The following is an 18,692-nucleotide window of genomic DNA, read 5'->3' as shown; positions in this document are numbered from 1 at the left end:
CAAGCGAGCGTGTGCAGGTCTTACAGAAAGGCCTGATGTTTAAGCGGGGGGAAGATCCAGCCGCCGGCCACCCCGCTGAAGGCAGGGTGGTCGACACGTCTGTTTAGTAGCCGTTTTCCGGCAGACTGGCGATGATAGAACGGTAGCTGTTCATCCGCTGTTGCTGCACGCGGCCGTCTTCAAGGGCCTTAAGCAGGGCGCAACCGGGTTCGCGGTCATGCTTGCAATCACGGAAACGGCAGGTGCCAAGCAGGTCGTTGAACTCGATGAAGCCGGCTTCGACGTCGGCACGGCTGACGTGGCCCAGGCCGAATTCGCGGATACCCGGGGAGTCGATCAACTCACCGCCACCGGGGAAGTGGAACAACCGCGCGGTAGTGGTGGTGTGGGTGCCCTGGCCGGACAGTTCGGACAACGGGCCGACGCGGGTTTCGACTTCCGGCAGCAGGCTGTTGACCAGCGAGGACTTGCCGACACCGGACTGGCCGACGAACACACTGATGCGCCCGTCCAGTTGCGCCTGCAATTGCTCCATGCCGTTGCCGTGGTGCGCCGACACTTCCAGCACCGGATAGCCGAGGGTACGGTATACGGCGAGCAAGGCATTCAGCGCGGGAGCGTTGTTTTCGTCGATCAGGTCGAATTTGTTTAGCAGCAACAGTGGCTTGATGCCTGCATGCTCGGCCGCCACCAGGTAGCGGTCGATCAGGTTGGCATGGGGCTCGGGCAGTGGTGCAAACACGATGACGATCATGTCGACGTTGGCCGCAACCGGTTTGAGCTGACCACGGCTGTCCGGGCGACACAGCTCGGTGTTGCGCGGCAGTTGCGCCACGATCACGCCGATACCCTGGTTGCCGGCACGCCAGACCACCTGATCACCGGTCACCAGCGCCGGCAGGTTGGCGCGCAGGTGGCAACGGAATACCTGGCCGGCCAGTTCGCCGTCGCGGGCCTCGACTTCGACCTGCACGCCGAAGTGCGCGATCACCAGGCCGTGCTGTTCCGGGCCCAGATCGCCGCCCTCAAGTGCCTCGACGGCCGAGGACTCGCGTTTGGCGGCGCGGGCAGCGCGTTCGCCCTGAATCTTTTCGATGCGCCAGTTTTGACGACGATTGAGTTGGCGTTTGGCCATGGGTGTTCCGTATCAAGAATGCAGCGATTAGGTAAAACGGCCGCGAGTTTAGCACGCCCGGCCACCGGCCTAGGCTAAACTGCGCAGCATTGCCTAGGAGCCGACACATGCAAAACCCACAGAACCTGATCTGGATCGACCTGGAAATGACCGGTCTGAACCCGGACACCGACGTCATCATCGAAATGGCCACCATCGTCACCGACAGTGACCTGAACACCCTGGCCGAAGGCCCGGTGATCGCCATTCACCACAGCGACGAAATCCTTGCCGGTATGGACGAGTGGAATACTCGTCAGCATGGCGGTTCCGGGCTGACCCAGCGGGTTCGCGACAGCCGCATCAGCATGGCCGAAGCCGAAGCCGAAACCATCGCCTTCCTGGAGAAGTGGGTGCCGAAGGGCAAGTCGCCGATCTGCGGCAACAGCATCTGCCAGGACCGTCGCTTCCTTTATACCCACATGAAATCCCTGGAAAGCTTCTTCCACTACCGCAACCTCGACGTGTCGACCCTCAAAGAGCTGGCCGCGCGTTGGGCACCGGATGTGCGTGACAGCTTCAAGAAGGGCAGCACGCACTTGGCCCTGGACGACATCCGCGAATCGATCGCTGAGTTGCAGCACTACCGCAAGCATTTCATCAAGTTCTGATACAACCCACGGTCCTACAGGGGTTGTGGGCTTTGGTGAACTGAGTAGACTGCGCGCCTTTCTGCAAGGACCGCCACTATGCTGCTGATGCTCTACCTGATCGCCATCACCGCCGAAGCCATGACGGGCGCCCTATCTGCCGGCCGACGGGGCATGGACTGGTTTGGTGTGGTGCTGATCGCTTGCGTCACGGCGTTGGGTGGCGGGTCGGTGCGCGATGTGCTGCTCGGGCATTACCCTCTGACGTGGGTCAAACACCCGGAATATCTGGTGCTGACCACGGCAGCCGCGATGATCACAGTGTTCACGGCCCGCTGGATGCGGCATTTGCGTTCACTGTTCCTGGTGCTCGACGCCATGGGGCTGGTGGCGTTCACCCTGATCGGCTGCATCACTGCCCTGGAAATGGGCCATGGCATGTTGGTCGCCTCCGTTAGCGGGGTGATCACCGGCGTCTTCGGCGGCATCCTGCGGGACATTTTCTGCAACGATATTCCGCTGATCTTCCGGCGTGAGCTTTATGCCAGCGTTTCGTTCGCCGCGGCGTGGTGCTACATGCTCTGCATTTATCTGCAATTACCCGATGAACAATCGATTCTGATCACCTTGTTCGGCGGTTTTCTGCTGCGCTTGCTGGCGATCCGTTTTCATTGGGAAATGCCCAAGTTTGTTTATAACGACGAAGCCTGACGTTCGGCGTGTTGCCGCAACGCCCACGCGACATGTTCACGTACCAGTTCCGAAGGATGTTCCCGTCGCGCCTTCAGCGCTTCCAGCACCGGAATCGTTGAAGGCGCATTGCCCAGGCCTACCGCCAGGTTGCGCAACCAGTTTTCATAGCCCGTCCGGCGCAGCGGCGAGCCTTCGGTGCTGCTCAGGAATTTCTCTTCATCCCACATGAACAGTTCCGCCAGCCCGGCATTGTCCAGATTGTGCCGCGGCTTGAAATCGCTTTCACCTGAAGGGCGGGCGAAGCGGTTCCATGGGCAGACAATCTGGCAGTCATCGCAACCGAACACTCGGTTGCCGATCAGTGGCCGCAGTTCTTCAGGGATCGCGCCTTTGAGTTCGATGGTCAGGTAGGAAATGCAGCGTCGGGCATCCAGCACATAGGGGCCGACGAAGGCGTTGGTCGGGCAGATGTCGAGGCAGGCGCTGCAGCGCCCGCAGTGTTCGGTGGCATGGGGTGGGTCGACCGGCAGCGGCAGGTCGACGAACAGTTCGGCGAGAAAAAAGTAACTGCCGGCCTTGCGGTTCAAGACCAGGGTATTTTTGCCGATCCATCCAAGCCCTGCCTGTTCGGCGATGGCTTTTTCCAGTACCGGGGCACTGTCGACGAAGGCGCGGTAGCCAAACGGGCCGATCTGCGCCTGAATTTTTTCCGCCAGTTGTTGCACGCGTTTGCGGATCAGCTTGTGGTAATCGCGACCCAGGGCATAACGCGAGACGTAGGCTTTTTCCGGTTGGGCGAGCATTTTTGCCATCTGCGTGTCGCCGGACAAGTAATCCATGCGCAAGGACACCACGCGCAAAGTGCCCGGCACCAGCTCTTCGGGGTGCGAGCGTTTGCTGCCGTGGGCGCCCATGTAATCCATTTCGCCGTGGTAGCCGGCTTCGAGCCAGCGCTCCAGGTGCTGCTCATGCTCGGCCAGGTCGAGGCCGCTGATGCCGACTTGCTGAAAGCCCAGCTCGCGGCCCCAGTCCTTGATGGATTGGGCGAGGGCGGGAAGATCTGTGGTAATAGCGGGCATGAGACGAGAGAAACCGGGGCTGAGGTGCGTATAATTCTGCCAGACATCGGAGCTCGAAGACGCATGCCGCACACTAAAGATGAATTACCCGACGCGCTGTATAGCGCCGCCCAGGTGCGAGCACTCGACTCGAGCCTGATCGCCGCCGGCACGGCGGGCTTCGAATTGATGCAGCGCGCGGCGCGGGCGACGTGGCGGGCGCTGGTGAGACAGTGGCCGACGGCAAACGAGCTGAGCGTGCTGGCCGGACATGGCAACAACGCTGGCGACGGGTACCTGGTGGCCGTACTGGCCCAACGTGCCGGTTGGTTGGTGCGGGTGCTGGCGGTGGGCGATCCGCAGCGCTTACAGGGTGATGCGGCGTCGGCCCATGCCGAGGCGGTGTCTGAACAGGTGCTCATTGAGCCCTGGACGGCACAATCCGGATTGCGCGGCATTGTGCTGGATGCTTTGCTTGGCACCGGTCTGAGCGGTGACGTGCGTGAACCCTATGTCAGCGCCATCGCTGCGATCAATGCCAGCGGACTGCCGGTTACGGCGGTGGATATTCCGTCAGGGTTGTGCGCGGATACGGGCCGCATCCTTGGTCATGCCGTGCATGCCGACCTGACGGTCACGTTCATTGGCTTGAAGGTGGGGTTGTTCACCGGTGATGCCGCGGATGTGACGGGTGAGTTGGTGTTCAACGATCTGCAGGCTGATCCGCAGTTGCTGAACGGTACTGCGTTCACGGCTCGGCGCTTGTGTATCGCTAACCTGCCGCGTCTGGTGTCCCGGGCACCGGCATCCCACAAAGGCAAGTTCGGCCATGTGCTGCTCATTGGCGGTGATCGCGGTTACGGTGGGGCAATTTTGCTGAGTGCACAAAGTGCTCTGCGCAGCGGCGCGGGCATGGTTTCGCTGTCCACCCGTCCGGAACACGTTTCGTCAGCGCTTTCTCGAATTCCGGAAGCCATGGTGCTGGGCACGTCGTCGGCCAATCAACTGATGGGGTTGCTTGAGAAGGTATCGGTGTTGGTGGTCGGGCCGGGCCTGGGTCAGGCAGGGTGGGGGCGCAGCCTGCTGTCGGCTGCGGCCAATGCGCCTTTGCCGCAAGTCTGGGATGCCGATGCCTTGAATCTGTTGGCGGGTGGACAGGTCGATCTGCCCAGGGGTTGTGTGATCACCCCGCATCCAGGAGAGGCTGCGCGACTGCTTGGGGTGAGCACTGCCGACGTTCAGTCTGACCGTCCCGCCGCAGCCCATGCATTGAGTAAAAAATATACAGCGGTCGTCGTCCTGAAAGGTGCCGGCAGCCTGATCGCCCATCCCGATGGACGTCTGGCGCTGTGTCATCAGGGGCACCCGGCCATGGCCACCGCCGGTTTGGGCGACGTGCTGGCCGGTTTGCTCGGCGCATTGCTGGCCCAGGGCATGGAACCGTTCGACGCGGCTTGCCTGGCGGTCTGGCTGCACGCCAATGCCGGCGAGCAACAAGGAAAATTGGGCCGTGGGCTGGCGGCCAGTGATCTGATCCCAGCCATTCGTCAGTTGTTGGAGGAGCAAGCACCGTGTCTGAAGTAACCCTGTACCTGGCCGATGAACAGGCCATGAGCGACTTTGGCGCATGCATTGCCCGAATCACCCAAGGCCATGGCCTGATCTTCCTTGAGGGCAACCTGGGGATGGGCAAAACCACGTTGTCCCGAGGCATCATTCGCGGTCTGGGGCATGTCGGGGCAGTCAAAAGCCCGACCTTCACCCTGGTCGAACCTTACGAGATCGGTGACATTCGCGCCTTCCATTTTGATTTGTACCGTCTGGTCGATCCGGAAGAGCTAGAGTTCCTTGGTATCCGCGACTACTTCGAAGACGATGCCCTGTGTCTGATCGAATGGCCCGATAAAGGTGCAGGCTTTTTGCCAAAGCCTGACCTGACCATTACCATTAGCCCGCAAGACAGCGGGCGTTCGCTGAAAATTTTATCCCAGGGCTCGCGTGGCGAGGCCTGGTGTGCCGCTTTGGCATTGGAATCCAAATAGATGATGGGGTTAGGTATGCGCTTTCGCGCGTTGGTGGCTGCCGTAGGGGTGTTGTTCTTGGCGGTGACCGTCGACGCTGTGGCCGATTCGAAGGTCAACAGTGTTCGTCTGTGGCGGGCACCGGACAACACGCGACTGGTGTTTGATCTGACCGGCCCGGTGCAACACAGCGTCTTTACCCTGACGGCTCCGGATCGCCTGGTCATCGACATCAATGGCGCGACCCTCGGTGCGCCGCTCAACGTCAATACCTCGAACACCCCGATTACCGCCATGCGCTCGGCCCAGCGCACGCCAACGGACCTGCGGGTGGTCATCGACCTGAAAAAGGCCGTGACGCCGAAAAGCTTCTCCCTGGCGCCGAACGCTCAGTACGGTAACCGATTGGTGGTCGACCTGTTCGATAACGCCGCAGACGCCGCGCCTGCGCCAGCGCCGACACCGTCGGTCGCCACGGTGCCTGCCGTGCCGGTCACGCCTGCAGAGCCTGCAATCAAGTTACCGCCAGCCCCTGCTGGCAAGCGCGACATCATTGTGGTGATCGACGCCGGTCACGGTGGCGAAGATCCGGGGGCTTCCGGCTCCCGAGGCCAGCGCGAGAAAGACGTGGTACTGCAGATTGCCCGCGAAACCCAACGCCAGGTCAACGGCATGAAAGGTTTCCGTGCGGAACTGACCCGTACCGGCGACTACTTCATTCCATTGCGCGGCCGTACCGAAATCGCCCGCAAGAAAGGCGCCGACTTGTTCGTCTCGATCCACGCCGACGCTGCGCCTTCTGCCGCCGCTTTCGGTGCCTCGGTATTTGCCCTGTCCGATCGCGGCGCGACCTCCGAGACCGCCCGTTGGCTGGCCGACAGCGAAAACCGTTCCGACCTGATCGGTGGTGCCGGCAACGTCAGCCTCGATGACAAAGACCGCATGCTCGCCGGCGTGCTGCTCGACTTGTCGATGACCGCATCCTTGACCTCCAGCCTGAATGTTGGCCAGAAAGTCTTGAGCAACATCGGTCGGGTCACGCCACTGCACAAGCAGCGAGTTGAACAGGCCGGGTTCATGGTACTGAAGTCGCCGGATATTCCGTCGATCCTGGTGGAAACCGGGTTCATCTCCAACGCCAACGAAGCCTCGAAGCTTGCAGCGTCAAGCCATCAACAGGCGCTGGCGCGTTCGATCAGCAGCGGTGTGCGCCAGTTCTTCCAACAGAACCCGCCGCCAGGCACTTACATTGCCTGGCTGCGTGATTCCGGAAAAATCGCCCAAGGTCCACGTGACCATCGGGTAAACCCTGGCGAGACGCTGGCGATGATCGCCGTTCGTTATCAGGTTACGCCGGCCACCCTGCGCAGCGCCAACAACCTGTCGAGCGATGAACTCAAGGTTGGTCAACACTTGACCATTCCGGGCACTGAACTGGCGGCCAAAGAATGAATGAGGCCGTGAATAACAGCGCTCGCATCGAGTTGCTCAGCCCGCGGCTGGCGAACCAGATTGCCGCGGGTGAGGTGGTCGAGCGCCCGGCTTCGGTGATCAAGGAACTGCTGGAAAACAGCCTCGACTCCGGCGCCAAACGCATCGATGTCGATGTGGAGCAGGGCGGCGTCAAGCTGCTGCGGGTACGGGACGATGGCAGTGGCATTTCCGCCGATGACCTGCCGTTGGCCCTGGCCCGTCACGCCACCAGCAAGATCCGCAACCTGGAAGACCTCGAACAGGTCATGAGCCTGGGGTTTCGCGGCGAGGCCCTGGCATCGATCAGCTCCGTTGCGCGCCTGACCTTGACCTCCCGCACCCGCGACGCCGATCAGGCGTGGCAGGTCGAGACCGAGGGCCGTGACATGGCGCCCCGTGTGCAACCAGCGGCCCACCCGGTGGGCACTTCGGTTGAAGTGCGCGACCTGTTCTTCAACACGCCGGCGCGGCGCAAGTTTCTCAAGACCGAAAAAACCGAATTCGATCACCTGCAAGAAGTGATCAGACGCTTGGCCCTGGCGCGCTTCGATGTGGCATTCCACCTGCGCCATAACGGCAAGACCATCCTCAGCCTGCACGAGGCCCATGATGACGCGGCCCGTGCCCGGCGCGTGGCGGCGATCTGCGGGCCGGGTTTCCTGGAGCAGGCACTGCCGATCGAAATCGAGCGCAACGGCCTGCATCTATGGGGCTGGGTTGGCCTGCCGACCTTCAACCGCAGCCAGGCCGATTTGCAGTATTTCTTCGTCAATGGCCGTGCCGTGCGCGACAAACTGGTGGCCCATGCGGTACGCCAGGCCTATCGCGACGTGCTGTTCAATGGTCGGCATCCGACCTTCGTGTTGTTTTTCGAAGTCGATCCGACCGGCGTCGATGTCAACGTGCACCCTACCAAGCACGAAGTGCGTTTCCGTGAAGGGCGCATGGTTCACGACTTCCTCTACGGCACCTTGCATCGCGCCTTGGGCGATGTGCGCCCCGACGATCAACTGGCGGCGCCGGTTGCCACGGCCATCGTCCGGCCTACCGGCCTCGAAGCCGGTGAATTCGGACCCCAGGGCGAAATGCGCCTGGCCGCCAATGCGCTGCTGGAACAGCCTCAGGCTCAGCCGTCGTTCAATACTCCGGCGGGTTCGGGTGCTGGCGCGGGTTATCAATATCAATACACGCCGCGACCGCAGTCCGGTACACCTGTCGCCGAAGCGCAGGCCGCCTATCGCGAGTTTTTTGCACCGCTGCCCGAGGCCAATGCCGTCGCGCTGCCGGCCGGGCAGGACGACATCCCACCGCTCGGTTATGCACTGGCACAACTCAAGGGCATCTACATTCTTTCGGAAAATGCTCAGGGCCTGGTGCTGGTGGACATGCACGCCGCCCACGAGCGGATCATGTATGAGCGTCTGAAGGTGGCGATGGCCAGTGAGGGCCTGAGCGGCCAGCCATTGCTGGTGCCGGAATCCCTGGCCGTCAGTCAGCGTGAAGCCGATTGCGCCGAGGAGCATGTCGCCTGTTTCCAGCGCCTGGGCTTTGAATTGCAGCGTCTGGGCCCGGAAACCCTGGCGATACGGCAGATTCCGGCACTGCTCAAACAGGCCGAAGCCAACCGGCTGGTCGCTGACGTCCTGGCTGACCTGATGGAGTTCGGCACCAGCGACCGCATTCAGGCGCACCTGAACGAATTGCTCGGGACCATGGCCTGCCACGGCGCGGTTCGTGCGAATCGGCGGTTGGCGTTGCCGGAAATGAACGGTCTGCTGCGCGACATGGAAAACACCGAGCGCAGTGGTCAATGCAACCATGGCCGACCGACCTGGACCCAGCTGGGTCTGGACGATCTGGACAAATTGTTCTTGCGCGGTCGTTGATGAGCCAGTTCCCACCTGCGATTTTCCTGATGGGCCCAACCGCCGCCGGCAAGACCGACCTGGCCATCGAGCTCACCAAGGTCCTGCCTTGCGAGTTGATCAGTGTCGATTCGGCGCTGGTCTACCGTGGCATGGACATTGGCACCGCGAAGCCTTCCAAAGAGCTGCTGGCGCAATATCCGCATCGTCTGATCGATATTCTCGACCCTGCCGAGAGCTATTCGGCTGCGGATTTCCGCCGTGACGCCCTGGAAGCCATGGCCGATATCACCGCACGGGGAAAAATTCCGCTGCTGGTGGGCGGCACCATGCTCTATTACAAGGCTTTGGTTGAAGGTCTGGCAGATATGCCGGCTGCCGATCCCGAGGTCCGTGCGCAAATCGAAGAAGAGGCTGCGCGCCTTGGCTGGCAAGCCTTGCACGAACAATTGGCGGTGATCGATCCGGAGTCCGCGGCTCGAATACATCCGAACGATCCCCAGCGATTGAGTCGAGCGCTGGAAGTTTATCGTGTCAGCGGTCAAAGCATGACCGCCCTGCGTTTGCAACAATCTGCGCAAAGTACTGAAGCAGCCGCTTCGGGACTGCAACAATTGCCCTATACTGTCGCGAACTTGGCCATTGCTCCGGCAAATCGTCAGGTACTGCACGAGCGAATTAAACAAAGATTCACTTTAATGTTGGAACAGGGATTCATTGACGAGGTCGTAGCCCTGCGTAATAGAGGTGACCTGCATGCCGGGTTGCCGTCTATACGTGCAGTAGGCTATCGCCAAGTCTGGGACTACCTGGATGGCAAGCTGACGTCAGCCGAGATGCAGGAGCGTGGAATCATTGCCACGCGCCAATTGGCGAAACGCCAGTTCACCTGGCTGCGCAGTTGGACTGATCTGCATTGGCTGGACAGTCTGGATTGCGACAATCTGCCGCGCGCCTTGAAATACCTTGGGACCATCTCCATATTGAGCTGAGTCCTTGCAATTGCCGTCTATCCTTGGGGGTGTGACGGCCAAAGCCATCTGATTACCTATTTTTTATATTGAATCCTTAAAGGAGTGCGGCACATGTCAAAAGGGCATTCGCTACAAGACCCTTACTTGAATACTTTACGTAAAGAGAAAGTTGGGGTGTCCATCTACCTGGTCAACGGTATCAAGCTGCAAGGCACGATCGAGTCTTTCGACCAGTTCGTTATCCTGCTGAAAAACACCGTCAGCCAGATGGTCTACAAACACGCGATCTCTACAGTGGTGCCGGTTCGTCCAATTCGTCTGCCTAGCGCAACCGAATCCGATGCAGGTGACGCTGAGCCAGGTAACGCCTGATAGGAGTCTCCTTTGTTCTTTGAGCGCCACGGTGGTGGTGAACGAGTAATCCTCGTTCACTTGGATGGACAGGACCCTGAGGCGCGCGAAGATCCGCAGGAGTTTCAGGAATTGGCTAATTCGGCGGGTGCCGAGACGGTCGCGTTTTTTAACGTGCCGCGTCATCGGCCAACTGCCAAGACCCTGATTGGCAGTGGCAAGGTCGAGGAACTGCGCGACCTGGTCAAAGCCGAACAGGCCGATCTGGTGATTTTCAATCACATCCTCACACCCAGTCAGGAACGTAACCTCGAACGTGTTTTCGAGTGTCGCGTGATCGACCGTACCGGTCTGATTCTCGATATTTTCGCCCAGCGCGCCCGTACCCATGAAGGCAAGCTCCAGGTCGAACTGGCCCAGCTTGACCACATGAGCACCCGGCTGGTTCGTGGCTGGACTCACCTTGAGCGCCAAGGTGGCGGTATCGGTATGCGTGGCCCGGGTGAAACCCAACTGGAAACCGACCGCCGTTTGCTGCGAATTCGCCTGCGGCAGATCAAGGGTCGGCTGGAGAAAGTGCGCAGCCAGCGAGAACAGTCGCGCCGTGGCCGATCGCGTGCGGATATTCCTACCGTGTCCCTGGTGGGGTACACCAACGCCGGTAAATCCACGCTCTTCAATAACGTGACGAAATCCGACGTCTACGCAGCTGACCAATTGTTTGCCACGCTGGACCCGACCCTGCGTCGTCTGGATATAGACGATCTGGGGCCGATTGTCCTGGCGGACACTGTGGGTTTCATTCGCCACTTGCCCCACAAGCTGGTCGAAGCATTTCGGTCTACCCTCGAAGAGTCGAGCAACTCCGATCTGTTGTTGCACGTGATCGATGCGGCCGAACCGGATCGCATGTTGCAGATCGAGCAGGTAATGGTGGTGCTCGGCGAGATTGGTGCGCAGGACTTGCCGATCCTCGAGGTCTATAACAAACTCGATTTGCTTGAAGGCGTTGAACCACAAATCCAGCGCGACGAAAACGGCAAGCCCCAACGGGTCTGGCTGTCGGCGCGTGATGGCAGTGGTCTGGAATTGCTTGAGCAAGCCATTGCCGAGTTACTGGGCAGTGATTTGTTTGTCGGTACCTTGCGCTTGCCGCAACGATTCGCTCGACTGCGTGCGCAGTTCTTCGAACTCGGAGCGGTGCAGAAAGAAGAACACGACGAAGAAGGCATCAGTTTGCTGGCCGTTCGTTTGCCCCGGGTCGAGTTGAATCGACTGGTAAGCCGCGAGGGATTGCAGCCGATGGAATTCATCGAGCAACACACTTTGCAATAAAAGCCTGAGAAAGCGGTTGTGCCGTGGTGACAGGCATTCTGTAGCATTGGTCGGCGCGCCGTGGGTGCGTCTTTGCTTTATCAGATGGAGAGCGCTATGGCTTGGAATGAGCCGGGTGGCAACTCGAATAATCAGGATCCTTGGGGTGGCAAGCGTCGTAACAACGGCGACCGCAAGGGGCCACCAGATCTCGACGAGGCCTTCCGAAAGCTGCAGGAAAGCCTGAACGGTTTGTTCGGTGGTGGTAAAAAACGTGGTGGCGACGACGGCGGTGGTCCGGGCAAGAGTGGCGGCTTTGGCGGCTTGCTCGGCATCGGTCTGGTCGTGTTGGCGGCCGTTTGGCTGTACAGCGCGGTCTATGTCGTCGACGAGCAGGAGCAAGCTGTGGTGCTGCGCTTCGGCAAGTACTACGAAACCGTGGGGCCAGGCCTGAACATCTACTTCCCGCCGATCGACAAGAAGTACATGGAGAACGTCACGCGTGAGCGTGCCTACACCAAGCAGGGCCAGATGCTGACCGAAGACGAGAACATCGTCGAAGTGCCGCTGACCGTGCAGTACAAGATCAGCAACCTGCAGGATTTCGTGCTGAGCGTCGATCAGCCGGAAATCAGCCTGCAGCACGCGACCGACAGCGCCTTGCGCCATGTGGTGGGTTCCACCGCGATGGATCAGGTGCTGACCGAAGGTCGTGAGTTGATGGCCAGCGAGATCAAGGAGCGTCTGCAACGCTTCATGGACACGTATCGCACCGGTATCACCGTCACCCAGGTCAACGTTCAGAGCGCAGCGGCACCGCGTGAGGTCCAGGAAGCCTTCGATGACGTGATCCGTGCCCGTGAAGACGAGCAGCGTTCGCGCAACCAGGCCGAAACCTATGCCAACGGCGTCGTGCCGGAAGCTCGTGGTCAGGCCCAGCGTATCCTTGAGGATGCCAACGGTTACCGTGACGAGACCGTCTCGCGCGCCAAGGGTGAGGCCGACCGCTTCACCAAGCTGGTCGCCGAGTACCGCAAGGCCCCTGAAGTCACCCGCCAGCGTCTGTACCTGGACACCATGCAGGAAGTCTTCACCAACACCAGCAAGGTTCTCGTGACCGGCAACAAGAACGGCCAGAACAACCTGTTGTACCTGCCTCTGGACAAGATGGTCGAAAGTGGTCGCAACACCAGCACCCAGGTGAGCAGTGCGGCAGCCACCAGCAATGAAGCGAATGCGCGTGCGGCAGCTGATCTGCAGCAACAGCCAGCACGTACCAGGGAGAGTCGCTGATGAGCAATAAATCGCTGATCGCCCTTATTGTCGGCGTCGTCGTGGCTATCGCTGCCTGGAACTGCTTCTACATTGTGGCTCAGACCGAGCGTGCGGTGTTGCTGCAGTTCGGTCGCGTGGTCCAGACCGATGTTCAGCCAGGCCTGCATGTGAAAGTGCCCTACGTTAACCAGGTGCGTAAATTCGACGCACGCCTGATGACGCTGGATGCACCGACGCAGCGCTTCCTGACGCTGGAAAAGAAAGCCGTGATGGTCGATGCCTACGCCAAGTGGCGCGTGAAGGACGCAGAGCGTTACTACACCGCGACTTCCGGCCTCAAGCAAATCGCCGACGAGCGTCTTTCCCGTCGTCTGGAATCGGGCCTGCGTGACCAGTTCGGTAAGCGCACCCTGCACGAAGTGGTGTCGGGTGAGCGTGATGCGCTGATGGCGGATATCACGGCATCGCTGAACAAGATGGCCGAGAAAGAGCTGGGCATTGAAGTGGTCGATGTTCGGGTCAAGACCATCGACCTGCCGAAAGAAGTGAACCGCAGTGTGTTCGAGCGTATGAGCACCGAGCGTGAGCGTGAAGCTCGCGAGCACCGCGCCAAGGGTAACGAGCTGGCCGAAGGCATCCGTGCCGACGCTGATCGTCAACGCCGCGTGCTGTTGGCTGAAGCCTATCGTGAATCCGAAGAGGTTCGCGGTGACGGCGATGCCCAGGCTGCTGCGATCTACTCCAAGGCCTATGGTCAGGATCAGGAGTTCTACGCGTTCTACCGTAGCCTGCGCGCCTACCGTGAAAGCTTCGCGAACAAATCCGACGTTTTGGTCCTCGACCCAAGCAGCGACTTCTTCCATTACCTGGAAAAAGCCAAGCCTTGATACGGCGTTGACCTGATTTATCCCCCGCCGGGCGGCTAAAACCTCTGGCGGGGTGATCCTTTGGGAAAACGTGTGTATGATGCGGCAGCCGGGAAATTCCCGGCTTTTTTGCGTCTGCATGTTTGATTGCTGTTTTCAAGCAGATGCCGGGCCGATTGGCTCGACAGTTTTTCGAGGAAAGTGGTTGGCGAAGCCGGTAGAAGGGCTTTTCGCTCCGTCGCTCATGCGCGTAGTTTGTGCGCAAGCCGACCATTTTCTGCTTCACTCAAGGCTCGCCGACAGGCTGGTCGCCCGGAGATAGGGGAAGGCGTAATGGCAACGGTAGACCGCTGGCTTCTGCCAGATGGCATCGAAGAAGTACTGCCACCGGAAGCTGCGCGTATTGAAGTCGCGCGTCGTCAGGTGTTGGATCTGTTCCAGAGCTGGGGTTACGAGTTTGTCGTAACTCCCCATATCGAGTACCTGGAATCCCTGCTGACCGGCGCGGGCCAGGACCTGGATCTGCGCACCTTCAAGGTCATTGACCCGCAATCGGGCCGTCAGATGGGTTTCCGCGCCGACATCACACCGCAAGTGGCGCGCATCGATGCGCACACCCTGCGTCGTGAAGGCCCAAGCCGCCTGTGCTATGCCGGTAGTGTTCTGCACGCGCAGCCTCGCGCCCTGTCTTCCTCGCGCAGCCCGATTCAACTGGGTGCCGAGTTGTACGGCGACGGCAGTCCGAGCAGTGACGTCGAAGTCATCAGCCTGATGCTGGCCATGCTGCAACTGGCCGATGTGCCGGATGTGCACATGGACCTCGGTCATGTTGGCATCTATCGCGGCCTGGCCCGTGCTGCCGGTTTGTCCGGTGAAGTCGAGCAGCAGTTGTTCGATGCCCTGCAACGTAAGGCCATCGACGAGGTCATTACCTTGACCGAAGGCTTGCCTGCCGATCTGTCGGGCATGCTGCGGGCGTTGGTCGACCTGTGTGGCGGTCGTGAAGTGCTGGCTGCGGCCCGCGAGCGTCTGGCCAAGGCGCCGGCCCCTGTTCTGGCCGCGCTGGACGACTTGCTGGCGATTGCCGAGCGGCTGTCCGTGCGTTTCCCTGAGCTGCCGCTGTATTTCGACCTGGGCGAGCTGCGTGGTTACCACTACCACACTGGTGTGGTGTTCGCTGTGTTCGTACCGGGTGTTGGCCAGTCCATTGCCCAGGGCGGTCGTTACGACGACATCGGCGCCGACTTCGGTCGCGCCCGTCCGGCGACTGGCTTCTCCACCGATTTGAAAACCCTGGTGACCCTGGGGCGTGCTGAGATCGAGCTACCGTCTGGCGGTATCTGGATGCCTGACAGTACGGATGCGGCACTCTGGCAGCAGGTTTGCCAGTTGCGCAGTGAGGGTCAGCGTGTCGTTCAGGCTTTGCCTGGACAACCTTTGGCCGCCGCCCGTGAAGCGGACTGCGACCGGCAATTGATTCAGCAGAACGGGCTTTGGCAAGTATCGCCACTGGCTTCTTGAGTTTTCCTGCCGGCTGCCGCCGGCACCAAGTTTGCGCGAATGAGGACAAGTGTTATGGGTAAGAATGTCGTAGTCCTGGGCACCCAATGGGGTGATGAGGGCAAAGGCAAGATCGTTGATCTGCTGACCGAACATGCTGCCGCCGTAGTGCGCTACCAAGGTGGCCACAACGCTGGCCACACCTTGGTGATCGACGGTGAGAAGACCGTCTTGCACCTGATTCCGTCGGGCGTGCTGCGCGAGGGCGTGCAGTGCCTGATCGGCAACGGCGTGGTGGTTGCACCTGACGCTCTGCTGCGGGAAATCACCAAGCTGGAAGAGAAGGGCGTACCAGTGCGCGAGCGCCTGCGCATCAGCCCGTCCTGCCCGCTGATCTTGTCCTTCCATGTTGCGCTGGACCAGGCTCGTGAAAAGGCCCGTGGCGAGCTGAAGATCGGTACTACCGGTCGTGGCATCGGCCCGGCATACGAAGACAAGGTTGCACGTCGTGGCCTGCGTGTTGGCGACCTGCTCAACATGCCGCGCTTTGAAGACAAGTTGCGTGAACTGGTGGATTACCACAACTTCATGCTGGTTGGTTACTACAAAGAGCCAGCCATCGACTTCGACAAGACCCTGGCCGAGTGCAAAGAATACGCTGAGCTGCTCAAGCCGCTGATGCTGGACGTGACTGCCGAGCTGCACGACCTGCGTCGTGCTGGCAAAGACATCATGTTTGAAGGCGCCCAAGGTTCGTTGCTGGACATCGATCACGGTACCTACCCGTACGTGACCAGTTCCAACACCACCGCTGGCGGCGTTGCTACCGGTTCGGGTGTCGGCCCTATGTTCCTGGACTACATCCTGGGCATCACCAAGGCTTACACCACCCGTGTAGGTTCGGGTCCATTCCCGACGGAGCTGTTCGACGAAGTCGGCGCACACCTGGCCAAACAAGGTCACGAGTTCGGCGCGACTACCGGCCGTGCCCGTCGTTGTGGTTGGTTCGACGCCGTTATCCTGCGTCGCGCTATCGATGTGAACAGCATCTCGGGCATCTGCCTGACCAAGCTGGACGTGCTCGACGGTCTGGAGACCATCAACATCTGCGTCGGCTACAAGGATGCAGAAGGCAAGGCCGTTGCCCCGACTGATGCTGACAGCTATGTGGGCTTGCAGCCTGTGTACGAAGAAGTACCGGGCTGGACCGAATCGACCGTGGGTGCCAAAACCCTGGAAGAGCTGCCAGCTAACGCCCGTGCTTACATCAAGCGCGTCGAAGAGCTGATCGGCGCGCCGATCGACATTATTTCGACGGGCCCGGACCGCAACGAAACCATCGTCCTGCGCCATCCGTTTGCTTGATAAGTCGTTGATGTAAAACACAAAGGCCCCTTCATTGGGGCCTTTGTCGTTTATGCCTGCTGGACGGCATGACCTTTGCTATCAGCTTTGCCTAAAACGTCACTTTTGGCGTGCCATCAATTTAATGGCGCTTTTGCAGAGGGATATCAAGTGTCGGCCGTTCTCTCATTGTTACAGAGCCGTTTGTTGCGGCCCGTGTTCGTTACCCTTGGTATCGCCCTTTTGGTGCAGGTGCTGGTAGCTGTCGCTCTGACCCGGAGCACGGTGACCGCGCTGGAAGCCGAACTGGGCCTGCGCCTGGGCGCGGACAGTCAAAAGCTTTCCGCTGAGCTTGAGCAGGCGGGACGCGAAGTCACGTCGAGCCTCGACAGTCTCTCTACCAGTACGCGTCAGCGCCTGACAGCCGGTTTGTCCTCGCGTCTTGAGCAGGAGCAGGCGCAATTGCGTTCGACCCTGGAAAAGGACCTGAAGGACTCCGCCAGCGACATGGCGCAGCTTCTGGCTTCCGTCGCACCTCGCGCCATGTGGGACAACGACATTCCGACACTTTCCGAGTTCGCCCGCCGGGCCCAGCGCAATCCCAATGTGCTGTTCGTGGTGTATGACGACGCCACCGGCCAGCACCTGACGCGCTACCTCAATCGGGAAAATCCGATCAACAAGGCGCTGCTGGAAAAAGGCCAGGGCGAGCGTGCGCTGGACAAGGTGCTGGATGCGGCGAAGAACGATCCTTCGGTGTTCTACATCGAGGCTCCGATCAATCCTAACGGCGTAGAAATCGGCAAGGTCCTGATGGGGGTCTCGACGGCTTCCGTGGAGACTGATCTGGCGGCCCTCGACAAGCGCTTCTCGGCGTTGATCGCCAGCAGCGATCAACTGGTGGGCGACAGCCTCAAGGGTGCGGCTGCTGACAGCGCAACAGCCATGCGCTCGCGTCTGCAGTCGGCGCAGTCCACGGCGGCGGAAATGAAGGCCAATACCACCAGCACTGTGCAGGAAGCTGCTACGACATTGCGCTGGCGCATCGGCGTGTGTCTGGCGGTGGTGGGCTTCGGTGTCCTGCTGTTGTTGGCGGTGGTGCTCGGTCGCCGAGTGGTCAATCGCCTGAAAATGCTGATCGTTGCCATGGATGACCTGGCGGCGGGCGAGGGTGATCTGACCAAGCGCGTGCAGATCAACAGCAAGGATGAAATCGGCGACATGGCCTCGGCGGTCAATCGCTTTGTGGATAAGTTGCAGCCGATTGTGCGTGAGGCGGGGGATGTCGCCCAGCGTACCGGCGTGGAGATCGGCGCCATGACCTTGCGCAACGCCGGTGCGGACGCAGCGGCTGGCATGCAGCGCGACGAGGTGGCGGAGAGTTTGCGCGCCTTGTCGCAAATGGCTGATGAGGCGCAGTCGGAAAGCCATGCCATGCAGGCGGCGCTGAAGCAGGTGGTGGACATTCGTCAGGCCACCGATGAAAACACCCGGACCTCGGCGAAAGTCGGCAGCCTGATCGAGGAACTGGCGGGTCAGGTCAATACTGGCGCGCAAGTGATCGAGCGCCTGGCGCAGCAAAGTGAGCAAATTGAGGTGGTGCTGACGGTGATTCATGGTATCGCCGAACAGACCAACCTGCTGGCGCTGAACGCGGCGATTGAGGCGGCGCGTGCGGGCGAGACCGGGCGCGGGTTTGCCGTTGTGGCCGATGAGGTGCGGGCGCTGGCGAGCAAGACGCAGAGCTCCACCGGCGATATTCAGGCGCACATCGTGGCCTTGCAGCAAGGTGCACGAGAGGCTGTGGCGGCGATTGGTCAGGCCGGGCGTCAAGCCAATGAGGGTTTACTGGTGCTGCGTGACAGTGCGCGGTTGCAGCAGTCGGTGCAGGCATCCGTCGAGCAGGTCCATGCGGCGATCGGTTTGGCTACCCAGGCTGCAGCGCATCAGGCGCAGGGCGCGCAGGCAGTTCGGGGGCGGGTGCAGACCATTCATGCCCAGGCCGAGAAAGCGGCGCAAGCTGTCGTGGAGACTACGGCGAGCGGCAAAGTGCTCGATGGTCTGGCGGCGCAGTTGAAGGCGAGCCTGGGGCAGTTCAGGGCTTAATACTGTTTCAGGGATGGCCTCATCGCGAGCAAGCTCGCTCCCACACTTGATCCGGGGTGTTCACAAACTTTGTGTCCACCATCGAAAC

General features: G+C 60.5%; 16 protein-coding genes. 14 read left to right on the top strand and 2 right to left on the bottom strand.

The annotated features are described in order from the left end of the window. Window positions 1–103 precede the first annotated feature (103 nt). Window positions 104–1,135 carry a small ribosomal subunit biogenesis GTPase RsgA gene (gene rsgA / locus AC3WTM_RS15635; protein WP_102669280.1) on the bottom strand — a complete coding sequence of 344 codons (1,032 nt, stop codon included), beginning with the start codon at window positions 1,133–1,135 and terminating at the stop codon, window positions 104–106. Window positions 1,136–1,242: 107 nt separating this feature from the next. On the opposite strand from rsgA, the gene orn reads away from it, so the two are divergent. Both orn and AC3WTM_RS15625 read left to right on the top strand, forming a co-directional pair. Next, window positions 1,243–1,785, top strand: a complete 543-nt coding sequence (gene orn, locus AC3WTM_RS15630) for an oligoribonuclease (RefSeq protein ID WP_008035288.1) — start codon at window positions 1,243–1,245, stop codon at window positions 1,783–1,785. 78 nt (window positions 1,786–1,863) lie between these two features. Continuing rightward, window positions 1,864–2,475: a trimeric intracellular cation channel family protein gene (locus AC3WTM_RS15625; protein ID WP_090452809.1), complete on the top strand. Its 612-nt coding sequence runs from the start codon at window positions 1,864–1,866 to the stop codon at window positions 2,473–2,475. On the opposite strand, the gene queG is transcribed toward AC3WTM_RS15625, so the two are convergent. Then, a complete protein-coding gene (gene queG / locus AC3WTM_RS15620; protein WP_102669279.1) occupies window positions 2,457–3,536 on the bottom strand; it encodes a tRNA epoxyqueuosine(34) reductase QueG in 1,080 nt (359 codons plus the stop codon). The two genes, AC3WTM_RS15625 and queG, sit on opposite strands and share 19 nt — an antisense overlap. Before the next feature lie 63 nt (window positions 3,537–3,599). Here queG and AC3WTM_RS15615 point away from each other — a divergent pair, with 63 nt between their 5' ends. The 12 genes from AC3WTM_RS15615 (at window position 3,600) to AC3WTM_RS15560 (ending at window position 18,604) form a co-directional block, all read left to right on the top strand. Next, entirely contained in the window at window positions 3,600–5,099 is a 1,500-nt protein-coding gene (locus AC3WTM_RS15615) for an NAD(P)H-hydrate dehydratase (RefSeq protein WP_102669278.1), read from the top strand. Beyond that, on the top strand, window positions 5,087–5,557 hold the full coding sequence (gene tsaE, locus AC3WTM_RS15610) for a tRNA (adenosine(37)-N6)-threonylcarbamoyltransferase complex ATPase subunit type 1 TsaE (protein ID WP_102669277.1): 471 nt from the start codon (window positions 5,087–5,089) through the stop codon (window positions 5,555–5,557). Before AC3WTM_RS15615 ends, tsaE begins: the two co-directional genes overlap by 13 nt. After that, the gene (locus AC3WTM_RS15605) at window positions 5,558–6,988 is read left to right on the top strand and encodes an N-acetylmuramoyl-L-alanine amidase (RefSeq protein ID WP_102669276.1); all 1,431 of its coding nucleotides are present in this window, start codon (window positions 5,558–5,560) and stop codon (window positions 6,986–6,988) included. Next, window positions 6,985–8,895 (top strand): DNA mismatch repair endonuclease MutL, encoded by a 1,911-nt coding sequence (gene mutL / locus AC3WTM_RS15600; protein WP_102669275.1) that lies wholly within the window; start codon window positions 6,985–6,987, stop codon window positions 8,893–8,895. Before AC3WTM_RS15605 ends, mutL begins: the two co-directional genes overlap by 4 nt. Continuing rightward, window positions 8,895–9,866: a tRNA (adenosine(37)-N6)-dimethylallyltransferase MiaA gene (miaA, locus tag AC3WTM_RS15595; RefSeq protein WP_102669274.1), complete on the top strand. Its 972-nt coding sequence runs from the start codon at window positions 8,895–8,897 to the stop codon at window positions 9,864–9,866. Before mutL ends, miaA begins: the two co-directional genes overlap by 1 nt. A gap of 93 nt (window positions 9,867–9,959) precedes the next feature. Next, on the top strand, window positions 9,960–10,220 hold the full coding sequence (hfq, locus tag AC3WTM_RS15590) for an RNA chaperone Hfq (RefSeq protein WP_003221112.1): 261 nt from the start codon (window positions 9,960–9,962) through the stop codon (window positions 10,218–10,220). A 12-nt stretch (window positions 10,221–10,232) separates the two neighbouring features. After that, window positions 10,233–11,534: a ribosome rescue GTPase HflX gene (gene hflX, locus AC3WTM_RS15585; protein ID WP_102669273.1), complete on the top strand. Its 1,302-nt coding sequence runs from the start codon at window positions 10,233–10,235 to the stop codon at window positions 11,532–11,534. Window positions 11,535–11,630: 96 nt separating this feature from the next. Next, window positions 11,631–12,806, top strand: coding sequence for an FtsH protease activity modulator HflK (gene hflK, locus AC3WTM_RS15580; protein WP_102669272.1), 1,176 nt, complete (start codon window positions 11,631–11,633; stop codon window positions 12,804–12,806). Then, entirely contained in the window at window positions 12,806–13,675 is an 870-nt protein-coding gene (gene hflC / locus AC3WTM_RS15575; RefSeq protein ID WP_056725458.1) for a protease modulator HflC, read from the top strand. The genes hflK and hflC overlap by 1 nt, the downstream gene beginning before the upstream one ends. Before the next feature lie 312 nt (window positions 13,676–13,987). Continuing rightward, window positions 13,988–15,175 carry an ATP phosphoribosyltransferase regulatory subunit gene (locus AC3WTM_RS15570; protein ID WP_007973265.1) on the top strand — a complete coding sequence of 396 codons (1,188 nt, stop codon included), beginning with the start codon at window positions 13,988–13,990 and terminating at the stop codon, window positions 15,173–15,175. A gap of 54 nt (window positions 15,176–15,229) precedes the next feature. After that, complete coding sequence (locus AC3WTM_RS15565; RefSeq protein ID WP_007973267.1) at window positions 15,230–16,519, top strand: adenylosuccinate synthase; 1,290 nt, start codon at window positions 15,230–15,232, stop codon at window positions 16,517–16,519. 150 nt (window positions 16,520–16,669) lie between these two features. Beyond that, window positions 16,670–18,604, top strand: a complete 1,935-nt coding sequence (locus tag AC3WTM_RS15560; protein ID WP_102669271.1) for a methyl-accepting chemotaxis protein — start codon at window positions 16,670–16,672, stop codon at window positions 18,602–18,604. Window positions 18,605–18,692: the final 88 nt, after the last annotated feature.

It is taken from the genome of Pseudomonas sp. EU05-FHT14B02, from assembly GCF_058791055.1.
The sequence above is the reverse complement of the archived record's forward strand: the minus strand, read 5'-3'. Positions and strand labels throughout refer to the sequence as shown.